Source organism: Pseudomonas sp. GW822-FHT04H02 (assembly GCF_058800645.1).
The window spans coordinates 255,574-270,488 of the sequence record NZ_JBXAMM010000004.1 but is presented as its reverse complement, the minus strand read 5'-3'; the positions used below and the strand labels follow the sequence as shown (position 1 = coordinate 270,488).

Below are 14,915 nucleotides of genomic sequence, written 5' to 3'. Positions count from 1 at the left end.
CGGGCCCGGTGGCCAGGGCGGTTGTGCAGCAGCGTCAGGGAGCAATCGATGCAAGAGAGTGCAGCGTTCAAGTGTCTGTCGCTGGCAGAGGCCAGGGATCTTGCCCGGCGCTGCTGCCTGCAGGCGGGCAGCAGCCAGGAAGTGGCCCAGGCTCTGGCCGAGGCCACGGTATCGGCCCAGGGTCATGGCCTGGCCAGTGTGGGTTTCGAGCATCTGGCCGATTACCTGCACGGGTTTGCCAGCGGGCGCATAGCGGGCTTGGCCAAGCCACTGATCACCCAGCTGGCCCCGGCAATGATCCGTTGCGATGCGCGCGCGGGCATTGCGCAACTGGGGTTCGATCAGGCCTTTGGCGCTGTGTGTGACAGCACCCGGCAGTTGGGAATCAGCCTGTTTGCCCTGCACAACGGGTTTACCTGTGGCGAGCTGGGCTACTACACCCGGCGCCTGGCCGCCGAAGGCCTGGTGGCATTGGCGTTCTGCAACGGCCCGGCGCTGTTGACCGTGGCCGGCCAGCGCCAGCCGATCTATTCCACCAACCCCCTGGCCTTCGCCGCTCCCTGCGGCGACGGGCGCCTGCTGCTGATCGACCAGGCCAGCAGCGCCACGGCCTTCGTCAACCTCCTCAAGGCGGCCGAGGCCGGGGAGGCGATCCCCGAAGGCTGGGCAGTGGATGCCCAGGGCGCAGCCACCCTGAGTGCCCGGGAGGCCATGCACGGTGCCTTGCTGGCGTTCGGCGGCAGTCGCGGGGCCAACATCGCCTTGCTGGTCGAAGTGCTCGCCGGCGGTGTCGCCGGGGGCAACTGGTCGCTGGATGCGCCCGATTTTCGAAGCGGCGCACAATCGCCGGGTTCGGGCCTGCTGGTGATCGCCATCGCCCCGCACCTGCTCGACGAGCAGTTCGAGGCTCGACTGGCGCGGCAGATGCAGCGCCTGGCCACCCTGGGAGTTCACCCTCCGGGGCAGGCCAAGCAGCAGGCCTGGGCCCGGGCGCAAATAGAAGGAATCAGCTTGCCCATGGCGCTGTATCAGCAGCTGGCGGCGCGCTTCTAGGGGGGAGCGAGTTCTGCCGTCAGAGCCCCAATCGTTGCAGCGATGCCAGGGAGCGGCTTACCTGGCGGATGACATGGGTGGCCAGAAGCGATTGCGCGGGGCATCACAACCGGCGCAGCCGGTGTTTGAATAATCCCCGGAATAATGCTGTGATTGCGCCCGTCACGCCCCCCGGCGGCCCTGCTTTTTTCAGAGACACTGCGAAATGGATAGCCAAGAAACGACAGCCAGGATGTCGCAGTTGCCTTCCGGCGATGACCTGTTCACGCGCCTGCAAGGGATTGCTGCCCAGACCGCACTGGTGTTGGAAACCAACAATCTGCGCGGCGGCAAGAATGCAGGCGAAGCCTTGAGCAGCCTCCAGCGGCTGATTGCCCGGCTGGCCCTGCAAAGTCTGGCGCCCCAGGCTTTTGCCCAGTGGATCATCACCCATGACGGCCTCGACCTTGAGGCACGCCAGGCGCTGTGCAGCCTGGCCGGCTGTGCGTTGGAGTTCATCGAGATCGATGCCGGCACCGGTTACTACGATGCCAAGAATGTCGGTTTCGATGGCGTCGACCAGGCGCGCTGCCAGTACGTGGTATTCGCCGATGCCGACTGCCTGCCCGATGCCCGTTGGCTGGAAGAGTTGCTGCTGCCCTTTGTGCAACCCGAGGCGCCCGTGGCGGTGGCCGGGCGCACCAGCTACGCGCCGAGCGTCGCCGGCAGTGCGCTGACCGCCATCGACTTCATGTATTTCCCCAGCCCCTTGCGCCACGGCGCCACGCGTAACTTCTACGCCAACAACGTGGCTTTTCGCTGTGCCACCTTCGAGCAGTATCGCTACGAGCCCCTGGATGGCATCTATCGTGCCCATTGCCAGGTCATGGGCCTGCGCCTGCAAGCGGCGGGGGTGGCGGTGGCCTATGCGCCGGCGGCACACACCGAGCACCGGCTGCCCGACAGCCAGGGCGAGGTGTTCAAGCTGCGCTGGCTCAGGGGCGGCGACAGCGTCGGCCTGACCCCGTACCTGGTGCGCGCCTACCTGCCGGGCTGGCTGCAATGGCTCGGGCGCAGTGGGCCGCTGGGGCCTTTGTGCGTGATGGTCGGGCGCCTGGGCTACAGCCTGCGGGCCCTCAACCACCAGGACCTGCCGCCCCTGCACGGAGCCCGGCGCCTGGGGGCCATGGCCATGGTCACTGCCATCTCGTTGCTCGACACTGCCGGCGCCGTGGTGCGTGGCTGCGGGCTGTCCATCGGCCGCTCCAGTGCCCGGCACAGTGAAGCGTTGTCCTACCACCGCAACCTGGATTGATCCGCGTCGCGCCGTATCGTCGCACGCCGTTCGCGTGCCCAGAGGAAGTCCCCATGCAGAACCCTTCTCTTGCCTCATTCGGCCGTTCCCTGGCGTGCCTGGCCTTGCTGGCACTCGGTGCCCAGGCCCAGGCCGCTCCCAGCGAGTTCGCCGGTCGCGGGGTATACCACTTCGCTTCGGACAGTGGCTGCGCCACGTTCGCCTCCAGCAACCTCGACTGCAACCGCATCGCCCTGGACGTGAGTGATGCGCGGGCCAGTGTCGACCGGCAAACCCATGCCATCGTCATCGACGCCGACAGCAACCACGACAGCAAGACCGTGATCGGCGACATTCTGCTGCACGGCAGCGGCATCGCCAGCGACGGCCAGCGTGTACCCCTGAGCCTGCAGGTGCTGCTGCGCCGATCGGGCAAGGTGTGGAAATCCGATACCTATGTGCACGCACCGGTGCGTGGCAAGTTCCGTGACATCAGCCTCGATCCCTATCAGATCAGCGTCCGTGAAGGCACCCGTGAGCGCGTGCTGTTCAGCCCCGAACAGGCGCGCAACGTATTGGCCCAGCCGTCGATCGCGGCGCGCCTGGCCAGTTATTTCGTGGTGGTGCGCCCCAGCGATGCGCAGCACCCGACAGCGGGCGACATCACCATCGGCCTGGGCGTCGGCCGAGTGTCGAAGTCGCTGATGCGTGCCAGCTTCAGTACCAGGCAGCCGGGCAGCGAAGCGCTGGAGCAGGTGCTGCAGCAGGGCACCTGGAACCTCGACCTGCAGGCCCTGAGCGGGCAGATCCCACTGTGGGTGGTACAGCGCCAGCTGTTTGTCTTTGCGCTGGAGGACAGCCCGTTGCTCAGGGAGGTGCGTCAGCGGGGCTTGAACAAGGGCGACAGCCTGGAGCTGGGCGCGGTCAACGGCCAGGGTTACCTGCGCTACAACGGCCAGGAGGAGAGCTTTCCCGGCGCCGCGGCCAGCGGCATGGCCTTCATGCGTGACAGCTTTATCGGCCTGATCCTGGCCTGGCAGCGCCATTCGCACGGGGCCAGGACGGCCACTGCCAGCGCCGCGCAGCCCGTGCAATGAATGCGGGGCAAGCGGTTGCCGGCGAGGCCAACTTCGACTGCCTGAGCATGCCCCGGCCCCAGGGCCTGGGGGCGCTGCAGGCGCGGCTGGTGGACCGCATCAAGCGCGCCGCCTTGTTGCGCCTGCACCGCAGCCCGCGAGGCGAACGCCTGCTGTTGCGCATGTACCTGGCCGGTGAAGACGCCACCGAGCGTGCGTTGCTCGATGAGTTGTTGCCGCAGTCGCCACCCTGGCTCGAACGGCAGGTAGAACAGCACCTGGCCGATGAGCAGCGCCACGTGACCCTGTTTGCCGAGGCCCTGCGCGAGCGGGGCGACGACGCTCAAGCCCGCCTGGAGCCGGACTGGCTGAGCCGGCGCAAGATCCAGCGCTGGCAGCGCCTGGCCCGTCGTTATGCGGGGCATTTCGAACAGGGCCTGCTGGTGCCGGCCTATGCCACCGGGCTGTGTGCCGAGCAGATGGCCGAGCGGGTATTGACCCGCCATTGTGCGGTGCTGGATGCCGGGCATGGCTTGTATCCGCTGCTGGCGCGGGTGCTGGCCGACGAGAAAGCCCACGTGCGCCTGTGCCAGAACACCTTGCGGCGCATCGTGGCGCCCCATGAGGCGGGCCATCTGGCGCGCCTGCTCAAGGACATTCGCCGCGTCGATGCGAGCTTTGGCGTGACCGGTGCCCTGGCGATGTATGGTGCCGGCTGGCTGCTCGGTGGTCGGGGCCGAGTGGGGCGATGAGTGCACGGATTCTTTACCTGGCGACCGCCGATGCCCGTGGGCACTTGATGCGCGCCCAACTGCTGGTACATGCCTTGCGTGCGGCCGGGGCCGAGGTCGAGGTGCTGACCACCTCGCAGCAGGGGCAGGACTTCCTGCAGCGCTTCGGCATTGCGGCGCAGATTCTCTCGCTGCATTACGCGGTGCAGTTCGACAGACAGCAGAACATGCTGCGCCAGGCCACCAACCGCAATGTCGCCCACTACCTGTTTCGCCCCGGGCGTATGCTGCGGGACATCCTCCAACTGCGGCGCCGGCTGCGCGGCGTGGACCTGGTGATCAACGATTCCTTCCACCCGGCGCTGCTCTACATGGGCATGCTCCCGGGCTGGCGGCGCCAGGTGGTGCACGTGTACGGGGCCAGCCTCAAGGTGGCGCTGCTGAACAACTTTGCCGGCATGTGGCCGCGCCAGTTCGGGCGCCTGTTCGGCTGGATTGTCGGGCGCCAGATCGATACGGCGCGGGCGCGCATCGAGCACGATTTCGCCTATGAAGTCGACGATACCCAGGCCCCGGCACTGTATCGCCTGCCGACCCCGGTGGCCCTGGCCGAAGCCTTGCCGGAACAGGCCGTCGTGGGCGCAGCGGTGTACCTCAACCCGCATTTTCGTGAGCCCGACCTGGCCGATGCCTTGAGCCGTGGCCTGGAGGATGCGGGCCTGGACGCTCACCGCGTGGGCGAGGGGTATGCCGGGCGCAGTGGCTGGCTGCAGGTCGATCCGCTCTGGGCCAGCCGCGCTGCCCGGGCGCAACTCCTGGTCTCGGCACCGGGCATGGCGGCGCTGTCCATCGCCCGGGTCTACCAGCGGCCGATCATCCTGGTGGTGAGCGACCAGCCGGAACAGACCCGCAACGCCGCCCGGGCCCGGCAATTGCAGTTGCTGCATCGGGTGGTGACCTGGCGCGGCGACCCTGCCGATTTTCGCCGTCAGGTGGCCGAGGCGGCGCGGCAATTGAGCGCGGTGGCGCCAGCGCCCGACGTGATCTCGGGCAACCAGCGGGCCCAGGCACGGATCGATGCCTGGGCCGGCCGCTTGCTCGGCTTGTGAGGGCGCGGCCGTGAGTCGTCACCGCTCCATGCCCGCACCGGGCCAGCAGCCATGACCGGCACCTTGCAGCGCCTGATAGCCGCCGCCAACCTTCGGCAGGCCCTGGCTGCGGTGTTCGCCCTGCTGTTGGGGCTGGGCGCGTTCATGGGGCTGCAGCGCCTGGTGACGCCGCGCTACAACTGGGTCACGCCATTGGATGAGCTGATCCCCTTTATCGCCCAGTCCTGGTTCGTCTATGTGCTGTTCTTTCCCTTTGTGCTGCTGGCGGCGGCCTATGCCAGCCAGGAGGGCTTCAGGGCCCTGCGCAACGCCACCGGCATGGCCTTCGCCGTTGGGCTGCTGTGCTTCTGGCTGTTCCCCGAATATGTGCCGAGGCCGGATATCGCCGCCCTCGACAATGGCTTCCTGCAACAGCGGCTGGGCCGGATGTGGCAGCTGGACCTGGCCTGCAACGGTTTTCCCAGCCTGCATGTGGCAGTGACCTGCCTGGCCTGTCGCGCGCTCTGGCGCCGCCCTTGCAAAGAGCTGAGCGCTGTCATCGGCCTGCTGATCTGCCTCTCGACCCTGACCCTCAAGCAGCACACGCTGATCGATGTGGCGGGCGGCCTGTTCCTGGCCCTGGCCTGTGCCCTGGCCACCCAACGACAAGGAAACCCTGCCCGTGTCCCAGCCTGAACCCCGTGCCGGAGAGAATCGGGCCCTGCGTGCCTTTGCCCCCGACGCCGCGCTGTTCCTGCTCAAGCCCTGGACCGGTGGCCTGGCGCTGCTGGCCGACTGGGGGCTGATCGCCGCCGCATTCGCCTGCGCTGCGCTCTGGCCGCACCCCGTCACCTACCTGCTGGCCGCGCTGCTGATCGCCCGCAGCCAGTTGGCGCTGGCGGTGCTGATGCACGAGAGCGCCCACGGCCTGCTGCTGCGCGGGCAGAAAGCCAATGATCGGCTGGGCCAGTGGCTGGCCGCCGGCCCGCTGTTCCTGTCCCTCTGCACCTACCGCGCCGGCCACCTCAAGCATCACCTGCATCCGATGGAGCATGACGACCCGGTGGTGGCGGTCTTCGGCCTGGGGGATTACCCCTTGCCCCGGGGCAAGCTGGCCCTGCGCCTGCTGGCGGACCTGTGCGGGGTGGGCTACTTCATCAGCGCCTTGAGGTTCGCCCGGGGTGACTACCGCGCGATCATGCCCCGGGTCGACAAGTCGCCGCGCCAGGCCCTGGAGGAAGTGCTGTCCATGCTGGTCAGCAACGGCCTGCTGTTCGGCCTGCTGGCCTGGAGCGGCCACCCCTGGCTGTACCTGGGGTTGTGGCTGTTGCCGGCGATTACCCTGCTGCCCTTGCTGGGCCGGGTGCGAGCCATCATGGAGCATGCCGGCTTGCCGGTTGCCGCCGACCAGAGCCGCAACGCCCGCAGCATCGTACGGCCCAGCGTGCAGACCTTCCTGTTCGGCCCCCACGCCATCCACTACCACATCGAGCATCACCTCTATGTGCGTGTGCCGTTCTACCACCTGGGCGGCCTGCACCGGCAACTGGCCACGGCGCAGTTGCTGCCCGAGGGCAACCTCTACCAGGGGTATGGCGGGGTACTGCGAGATGTCAGCGACCCCGACTGGAGGTCATCGGTGCGCTAGGCGTGGAGGAGGGGGAGCACGGGCCCGCCATGGGTGGCGGGCCCGTGAGGGCGGTCAGAGCTTGGGCAACTGGCCGATGCGGCCGACCATCTCGGTGACGATCTGCAGGTCCAGGAGGAACTGCTCCACGGTCTTGAACTCGTTGTCGGTGTGGCCGGTGTACTTGACCTCGGGCCGCGCCAGGCCGAACTGCACGCCGTTGGGCAACTCGTGCACCGAGGTGGCGCCGGCGGAGGTGCCGAACTTGTGCGCCATGCCCAGGTTCTCGCTGGCCACCGCCAGCAGTGCCTTGACCCATTCACCCTCGGGGTTGCGGTACATAGGTTCGGCGATCTTGGTGTCGATGTTCACCGCCACTTGGGTCTTCTTGCTCCAGGCCGCCAGCTTGTCGGTGATTTCGCCCTTCAGCACTTGCGGGGTCTTGCCCTTGGGTACCCGCAGGTTGACCGCCAGCTTGAAGGTCTTGTCATCCACGCTGACCTGGGTCAGGGAGGTGGTCAGCGGCCCCATGAAGTCGTCGGAGAAGCCGATGCCCAGCTTGTTGCCCAGGTAGTCCAGGCCCCAGTTGTCGGCGGCGTAGCGGGCACCATCGGTGAAGGCGTTGTGCTTGAAGGCGATCTTGCCGTCCTGGCTGTTGATGAAGTCCAGCATCCGCGCCACCGGGTTGACCCCGGACTCGGGCTCGGAGGAGTGGGCCGAGACGCCGGTGACCGTCAGTTGCACATCCTTGCCCACCACCTTGGCCGCGACCTGGAAGTTGCCGCCGTGCTGCTTGGCATATTCGGCGCCGGCCTTTTGCAGGCTGGCGGCCAGTTCCGCGGGCTGCTCGGTGACCAGGGTGGCTACCGAGGTCGAGGGGATCTGGTTGGTGGCCAGGCCACCGGTGAGGTGGGTGATCTCCGCCCCTTTGCCCTCGGCGGCGCGCCGGGCGAAGCTGGCCATCACCGTGCCGTAGCCTTTCTCGGCGATCACCACCGGGTAGCCGCCGTCCAGCGCCAGGTTGTAGTTGGGCGTCGGGTTGTGTTCGAAGTAGTAGGGAATGGCATCGCCGCTGGTTTCCTCGGTGGTGTCCACCAGCAGCTTGAAGTTGCGCGCCAGGGGCAGCTTCTCTTCCTTGATGATCTTCATCGCGTAGAGCGCTACCACGATGCCGTTCTTGTCGTCCTCGGTGCCGCGGCCGTACATGCGGTCGCCGATCAGGGTGACCTTGAACGGGTCGAGGCGGGTGCCGTCTTCGAGCACCCAGTTTTCCGGGGTCACCGGCACCACGTCGGCGTGGGCGTGGATGCCGACGACTTCATCGCCGCTGCCTTCCAGGGAGATCTCGTAGACCCGGTTGTCGATGTTGCGAAAGTTCAGGTTGAAGGCCTTGGCCAGGTCCTGGATCTTGGCGGCGATCTTGAGGAACTCGGGGTTCTTGTACTGCGGCACGCCGTCGATGTTGAAGGTGGGGATGGCCACCAGCTCGCGCAGGGTTTCGGTGGCGGCCTTGCCGTACTTGATCCGGGCGTAGAGGCCCAGCAGGCGGTGGATCTCGTTCTGCTGTTCGGCGTTCAGGGGCTTGTTGGCCAGGAAGGCCTCGATGGTCGGGGCGAGCTGGTCGCTCTTGGCCAGGGTGCCGAGGAACTGGCGGAAATCCGTGACCGTGGCGTCATTGAAGGTCTTGAGGATGGCCGCGCTTTGTTGCGGGGTAATGTTGGCCTGGGCGATCGAGGTGTAGGACGACAGGCTGGCGAGCATCAGGGTGGCCGCAGCCAGGTGCTTGAGAGAAAAATCCATTGCGGAGGGCATTCCTTTGCAGGGGGTAAGGATTATCTGAGCTGTTAGTCAGAAACCTTGCCAAGCTAACACTGCGAAGGAGCAGGGCGGGAGCCCCTGAAGTGGGATCTGTCGCACAGAAACGCAAAAGCGACGCACAAACGAAACATTCATCCAGGCAGGAGGCGCCTGCATCGGCGCCTCCTGTCGTGGCTAGTGCATCAAGCCTTGGCGTCCCATGGGCGGTCGCCCTGTTCGTCCTTGATGCGGGTCGGCAGGCCCATCAGGTCCAGCGCCTTGAGGAACGGCTTGGCCGGCAGTTCCTCGACGTTGGCCATGCGCTGCACGTCCCACTCGCCACGGGCCACCAGCAGGGCGGCGGCCACGGGCGGTACGCCGGCGGTGTAGGAAATGCCCTGGCTGTCGGTCTCGGCGTAGGCTTCTTCGTGGTCGGCCACGTTGTAGATGAAGACTTCGCGCGGCTGGCCATTCTTGCTGCCCTTGACCAGGTCACCGATGCAGGTCTTGCCGGTGTAGCCCGGGGCCAGGGAGGCCGGGTCAGGCAGCACGGCCTTGACCACTTTGAGCGGCACCACTTCCAGGCCTTCGGCGGTCTTCACCGGTTGCTCGGAGAGCAGGCCCAGGTTGCGCAGCACGGTGAACACATTGATGTAGTGCTCGCCGAAGCTCATCCAGAACCGCACGTTGGGCACGTCGAGGTTCTTCGACAGCGAGTGCACTTCATCGTGGCCGGTCAGGTACAGGTTTTGCGAGCCGACCACAGGCAGGTCGTCGGTACGCTTGACTTCGAACATGGTGTTGCTGGTCCACTGGCTGTCCTGCCAGCTCCACACCTGCCCGGTGAATTCGCGGAAGTTGATTTCCGGGTCGAAATTGGTGGCGAAATATTTGCCGTGGGAACCGGCATTGACGTCGAGAATGTCGATCGAGTCGATGCGGTCGAAATGTTCCTGCTGGGCCAGGGCCGCATAGGCGTTGACCACGCCCGGGTCGAAGCCGACGCCGAGGATCGCGGTGATGTTCTTCTGCTGGCACTCTTCGAGATGCTTCCACTCGTAGTTGCCGTACCAGGGCGGGGTCTCGCAGATCTTGCCCGGTTCTTCGTGGATCGCGGTGTCCAGGTAGGCCACACCGGTATCGATGCAGGCACGCAGCACCGACATGTTGAGGAAGGCGGAACCGACGTTGATGACGATCTGCGACTCGGTCTCGCGGATCAGCGCCTTGGTTGCCTCGATGTCCAGCGCGTTGAGCGCATAGGCTTTTATTTCAGCGGGCTGTTTGAGGCTGCCCTTGGCCTTGACGCTGTCGATGATGGCCTGGCATTTGGAGATGTTGCGCGACGCGATAGCAATACGACCGAGTTCGTCGTTGTGCTGCGCGCACTTGTGGGCCACCACCTTGGCGACACCTCCTGCACCAATGATAAGAACATTCTTCTTCAATTTATTTACTTCTCCTCGTGACCTGTCCGCTCAGGAAAGGCTGGACAGGTAGTCTTCGAAACCAAACTCGCGTACCACCTCGATGCTGCCATCGAGTTGTTTCACGACAATGGACGGCATTTTCAGACCGTTGAACCAGTTTTTCTTGACCATGGTGTAACCCGCCGCATCAATGAACGACAGTCGATCGCCGATGGCCAGCGGACGATCAAATTGGTATTCGCCGAAGATATCCCCGGCCAGGCAGGACTTGCCGCACACCATGTAGGTATGTTCGCCCGCGCTTGGTGACAGCTTGGCGTTCAGGCGATAGATCAGCAGGTCGAGCATGTGGGCTTCGATGGAGCTGTCCACCACGGCCAGGTGCTTGCCGTTGTACAGGGTGTCGAGCACGGTCACTTCCAGGGAGGCGCTCTGGGTGATCGCCGCTTCGCCCGGCTCCAGGTAGACCTGCACGCCGTACTTCTGGGAGAAAGCCTTGAGGCGCGCACAGAAGGCGTCCAGGGCGTAGTCCTCGCCGGTGAAGTGGATGCCGCCGCCGAGGCTGACCCACTCGACCTTGTGCAGCAGGTGGCCGAAGCGTTCCTCGATGGTGGTCAGCATCTGGTCGAACAGGCCGAAGTCGCCGTTCTCGCAGTTGTTGTGGAACATGAAGCCGGAGATCTGCTCGATGACCTGCTCGATCTTGGCTGGGTCCCACTCGCCCAGGCGGCTGAACGGGCGCGCCGGGTCGGCCAGCAGGTAGTCCGAACTGCTGACCTGGGGGTTGACCCGCAGGCCGCGCACCTTGCCCGCGCTGGCGTCGGCAAAGCGCTGCAGCTGGCTGATGGAGTTGAAGATGATCTTGTCGCAGTTGGCGAGCATCTCCTCGATCTCGTCGTCGGCCCAGGCCACGCTGTAGGCGTGGGTCTCGCCTTCGAACTTCTGCCGGCCGAGCTTGAGCTCGTAGAGCGACGAGGAGGTGGTGCCGTCCATGTACTGCTGCATCAGGTCGAACACCGACCAGGTGGCGAAGCACTTGAGGGCCAGCAGGGCCTTGGCGCCGGACTGCTCGCGCACGTAGGCGATCTTCTGCATGTTGCTCAAAAGCTTCTGCTTGTCGATGAGGTAGTACGGCGTCTTGATCATTTCAGGGTCTCCGGCAGGGCCAGCCAAAAAGGTACGCATTGTGCCCGCAGTGCCACTAGATCGAAAGCTCGGAAATATATTTTCCACGGTCAACCGTCTGTCCCTTGCGTTGTCGAGCCAGGCATGCGATTCCACACAGACAGCTGCAGGCGGTGCACACTGGCCCGAGCCCCGGTCGATGAATGCTGCGGCGCTGCAACGTTTCGCCGATTCGATGAAAAAAATACCCGACGGAAACTGCCATGCCTGATCTGCCCGAGCCGTACCGCCCTCTCACTGACGATCGCTTCCGCCTGCTGGTCGATGCGGTGGTGGACTACGCGATCTACATGCTCGACGCCCAGGGCCGGGTCGCCAGTTGGAACAGCGGTGCCCAGCGCTTCAAGGGCTACCGGGAGGAGGAAGTGCTGGGCCGGCACTTTTCCTGCTTCTATACCCCCGAGGATCGCCAGGCCGGTTTGCCCCAGAGGGCGCTGGACAGTGCCGCGCAGTGCGGGCGTTTCGAAGGCGAGGGCTGGCGCCTGCGCAAGGATGGCACGCGGTTCTGGTGCCATGTGGTGATCGACCCGATCCGCGACAGCGCCGGCGGGCTGATCGGCTTTGCCAAGGTCACCCGGGACATGACCGAGCAGCGGGCCGCCGAGCAGACCCTGAAACAGAGCGAACAGCAGTTCCGCCTGCTGGTGCAGAGCGTGACCGACTACGCGATCTACATGCTCGATGCCCAGGGCCGGGTCAGCAGCTGGAACCTGGGGGCGCAGCGGATCAAGGGCTATGCCCCAGAGGAAGTCATCGGCCAGCACTTTTCACTGTTCTATACCGCCGAGGACCGGGCCAGCGACGAGCCGCGCAAGGCCCTGGAAGCCGCCGCCCGCGAAGGCCGTTTCGAGAAGCAGGGCTGGCGCCTGCGCAAGGACGGTACACGGTTCCTGGCCCATGTGATTGTCGACCCGATCCGCGCCGACTCCGGGGCCATCATCGGTTTCGCCAAGATCACCCGCGACATCACCGAGGTGGTCCAGGCGCAGAAGGAACTGGAGGTCGCCCGCGAAGCGCTGTTCCAGTCGCAGAAGCTCCAGGCCATCGGCCAGCTCAGCGGCGGCATCGCCCATGACTTCAACAACCTGCTGACGGTGATCCGCGGCAACCTGGAGCTGCTGCACAAACGGGTCGGCGATGACCCCAGGCTGCGGCGCCTGCTGGACAACGCGCTGCAGGGCACCGAGCGCGGCGTGACCCTGACCCAGCGCATGCTGGCCTTCGCCCGGCGCCAGGAGTTGAAATCCCAGGCCCTGGATCTGGGCCAACTGGTGGCCAGCCTCAGCGGCCTGCTGTGCAGTTCGGTGGGGCCCAGGATTGCCCTGCGGGTGGAGATGGCGCCGGACCTGCCGGCGGTGCAGGCTGATCTCAACCAGCTGGAACTGGCGCTGCTGAACCTGGTGAGCAATGCCCGGGATGCCATGCCCGAGGGCGGTTCGATCCTGATCGAGGCGCAATTGCGCGGGGCCACGGGCAACCTGGCCCGGGGGCAGTACGTCTGCCTGGCGGTGATCGACGATGGCCAGGGCATGGACGAACAGACCCTGGCCTGCGCCGCCGATCCGTTCTTCACCACCAAGGGCCTGGGCAAGGGCACCGGCCTGGGCCTGTCGATGGTCCACGGCCTGGCCGAGCAACTGGGCGGGCGCCTGGTGCTCCAGAGCCGCCTGGGCCAGGGCACCCGCGCCGAGCTGTGGCTGCCCCTGGCGAGCGCGGCCAAGGGGTCGCCGGGCAGTGAGGCCATGCCGGCCCCGGGCCCGGACCACCCGCCGCTGTGCGTGCTGCTGGTGGATGACGACAGCCTGGTCCTGGACAGCACCACGCTGCTGCTGGAGGACCTGGGCCATCGAGTCATCCGCGCCGCCAGCGGAGCCCAGGCGCTGCAGTGTCTTGAGCAGCACCGGGACATCCAGCTGATGATCAGCGACATGGCCATGCCACACATGGATGGCCGCCAGTTGGCCGAAGCGGTGCGGCGCCTGCACCCGCAGTTGCCGATCATCCTGGCCAGCGGTTATGCCCAGCGCCAGGACGGCCCGGTGCCGGAGCTGCCACGGATCTTCAAGCCCTTCAGCCAGGCGCAGTTGAGGGACGCCCTGGCCCAGGTCCTGGCGCAGTCTGCGGCGGGCTGACTGCGGCGCACGGCAAGAGGGTGCAAACCCTACACCGGCGACACCTGCTGGGCCATGGCCGCGCCGGTCATGGGGGCCTGTGGAAAGGGCGCGGGAAATGCACGCTCGTAAGCCCGGCATACCCGCAGCACCTGATCGTCGGCAAATCGCGCGCCAACCACCTGCAGGCCGATGGGCAATCCCGCCTCCGAGAACCCGCAGGGCAATGAGGCAGCAGGTTGCTGGGTCAGGTTGAAGGGGTAGCTGAAAGGCGACCACTTCATCCAGTCATCGATTGCACTGCCGGGCGGGGTGTCGTGGCCGGCCTCGAACGCGGTGATCGGCAGCATCGGACAGACCAGCAGGTCGTAGCGGCTGTGAAACATGTTCATGTGGGCCATCAAGGCCGCCCGGGCTTCCTGGGCCGCGGTGAAGTCGGCGAGGGTGGTGTGGCGGCATTCTTCGGTAAAGCGCAACAGGCCCGGATCGAGCATGGCTTTCTGGGCCGTGCTCAGTTGCCGGGCCAGCGTCTGTGCGCCGGCGTAGATCACGCTCTTGAACAGTTGCAGGGGGTCGTCGAATCCCGGGTCGACCGCTTCGACGATCGCCCCCAGTTGTTCCAGCCGCGCCACGGCCTGCGCTACTTGGCGAGCGACCTGCGGATCAACCTGCACATAGCCGAAGTCTGCGCTGTAGGCGATGCGCAGGCCGTTGAGGTGGGTGCTGTCGGGCAGCCACGGGGTGTGTCGCGGGGCCCCCATCAGCGCGTCCCGCGGGTCGGGGCGGGCGATGGCCTGCAGGAGCAGTACGGCATCCTCCACGGTACGGGTCATGGGGCCCAGGTGAGACACCAGGGTCGTCGCGCTGGCCGGGTACTGGGGGATGTAGCCAAAGGTGGGCTTGAAGCCGAAAGTGCCGGTAAAGCTGGCGGGGATGCGGATCGAGCCTCCGGCATCGCTGCCCTGATGCAGCACGCCCAGATTGAGCGCCGCGGCCACCGCTGCGCCGCCGGAGGAACCGCCGCAGGTCATGCGGGTGTCCCAGGGGTTGCGGGTGATGCCGTAGAGCGGGCTGTCGGTCACGCCTTTCCAGCCGAACTCCGGGCTGGTGGTCTTGCCCAGCACCACGGCGCCGGCCTCCCGCATGAAAGTGGTGACGGGCGCGTCGATGTCCCAGGGGCCTTCGGCCGAAATGGTCATCGATGCTTTGCGCGTGGGCATGCCCCGGGTCGGGGTCAATTCCTTGATCGATGTGGGCAGGCCGTCGAGGGCGCCGCAGGGCTGGCCCTTCATCCAGCGCTTTTCAGCTTCGCGTGCGGTGCTCAGCGCGCCTTCGGGATCGGTGTAGCAAAAGGCATTGACCCGCGGGTTGAAGCGCTCGATGCGGGCCAGTGCGTCCTGGGTGACCTCCACGGGAGACAGCTGCTTGTCACGGTAATGACCGAGCAGCTCGATGGCGCTCATGTCGGCGATGGCGGTAGCGTTTGGCATGGCAGTGTCCTGATAGGCGGGTGCAGGGCTGGCCTGCACAAGACAGTGTGTGGG

Annotated in this window: 12 protein-coding genes; 8 read left to right on the top strand and 4 right to left on the bottom strand. The window is 66.1% G+C overall.

Annotated features, from left to right (window positions below; all coding sequences use genetic code 11):
• The first annotated feature begins 48 nt into the window (after window positions 1–48).
• From AC1RMG_RS18735 to AC1RMG_RS18705, 7 genes are all read left to right on the top strand, one after another.
• Window positions 49–1,053, top strand: a complete 1,005-nt coding sequence (locus tag AC1RMG_RS18735; protein ID WP_368995434.1) for an Ldh family oxidoreductase — start codon at window positions 49–51, stop codon at window positions 1,051–1,053.
• 232 nt (window positions 1,054–1,285) lie between these two features.
• Window positions 1,286–2,347, top strand: a complete 1,062-nt coding sequence (locus tag AC1RMG_RS18730) for a glycosyltransferase family 2 protein (protein ID WP_493169881.1) — start codon at window positions 1,286–1,288, stop codon at window positions 2,345–2,347.
• 53 nt (window positions 2,348–2,400) lie between these two features.
• Entirely contained in the window at window positions 2,401–3,423 is a 1,023-nt protein-coding gene (locus AC1RMG_RS18725) for a hypothetical protein (RefSeq protein WP_493169879.1), read from the top strand.
• The gene (locus AC1RMG_RS18720) at window positions 3,420–4,154 is read left to right on the top strand and encodes a hypothetical protein (RefSeq protein WP_401018014.1); all 735 of its coding nucleotides are present in this window, start codon (window positions 3,420–3,422) and stop codon (window positions 4,152–4,154) included. The genes AC1RMG_RS18725 and AC1RMG_RS18720 overlap by 4 nt, the downstream gene beginning before the upstream one ends.
• The gene (locus AC1RMG_RS18715; RefSeq protein ID WP_493169876.1) at window positions 4,151–5,242 is read left to right on the top strand and encodes a glycosyltransferase family protein; all 1,092 of its coding nucleotides are present in this window, start codon (window positions 4,151–4,153) and stop codon (window positions 5,240–5,242) included. Before AC1RMG_RS18720 ends, AC1RMG_RS18715 begins: the two co-directional genes overlap by 4 nt.
• Before the next feature lie 51 nt (window positions 5,243–5,293).
• Window positions 5,294–5,917 (top strand): phosphatase PAP2 family protein, encoded by a 624-nt coding sequence (locus tag AC1RMG_RS18710; RefSeq protein WP_053152341.1) that lies wholly within the window; start codon window positions 5,294–5,296, stop codon window positions 5,915–5,917.
• Window positions 5,904–6,869 (top strand): fatty acid desaturase family protein, encoded by a 966-nt coding sequence (locus tag AC1RMG_RS18705; protein ID WP_493169874.1) that lies wholly within the window; start codon window positions 5,904–5,906, stop codon window positions 6,867–6,869. The genes AC1RMG_RS18710 and AC1RMG_RS18705 overlap by 14 nt, the downstream gene beginning before the upstream one ends.
• Window positions 6,870–6,923: 54 nt before the next feature.
• Here the strand turns inward: AC1RMG_RS18705 and AC1RMG_RS18700 are convergent, their stop codons facing one another.
• The 3 genes from AC1RMG_RS18700 to AC1RMG_RS18690 form a co-directional block, all read right to left on the bottom strand.
• Window positions 6,924–8,648 carry a dipeptidase gene (locus tag AC1RMG_RS18700; protein WP_077934380.1) on the bottom strand — a complete coding sequence of 575 codons (1,725 nt, stop codon included), beginning with the start codon at window positions 8,646–8,648 and terminating at the stop codon, window positions 6,924–6,926.
• Between the two features lie 200 nt (window positions 8,649–8,848).
• Window positions 8,849–10,093, bottom strand: a complete 1,245-nt coding sequence (locus AC1RMG_RS18695; RefSeq protein WP_011061818.1) for a saccharopine dehydrogenase family protein — start codon at window positions 10,091–10,093, stop codon at window positions 8,849–8,851.
• Between the two features lie 30 nt (window positions 10,094–10,123).
• The gene (locus AC1RMG_RS18690; RefSeq protein ID WP_011061817.1) at window positions 10,124–11,221 is read right to left on the bottom strand and encodes a carboxynorspermidine decarboxylase; all 1,098 of its coding nucleotides are present in this window, start codon (window positions 11,219–11,221) and stop codon (window positions 10,124–10,126) included.
• Window positions 11,222–11,463: 242 nt separating this feature from the next.
• Between AC1RMG_RS18690 and AC1RMG_RS18685 the strand changes: the two genes are divergently transcribed.
• A complete protein-coding gene (locus AC1RMG_RS18685) occupies window positions 11,464–13,392 on the top strand; it encodes a hybrid sensor histidine kinase/response regulator (protein ID WP_210458490.1) in 1,929 nt (642 codons plus the stop codon).
• Window positions 13,393–13,421: 29 nt separating this feature from the next.
• On the opposite strand, the gene AC1RMG_RS18680 is transcribed toward AC1RMG_RS18685, so the two are convergent.
• Window positions 13,422–14,861, bottom strand: coding sequence for an amidase (locus AC1RMG_RS18680; RefSeq protein WP_493169871.1), 1,440 nt, complete (start codon window positions 14,859–14,861; stop codon window positions 13,422–13,424).
• Between the last annotated feature and the right edge of the window lie 54 nt (window positions 14,862–14,915).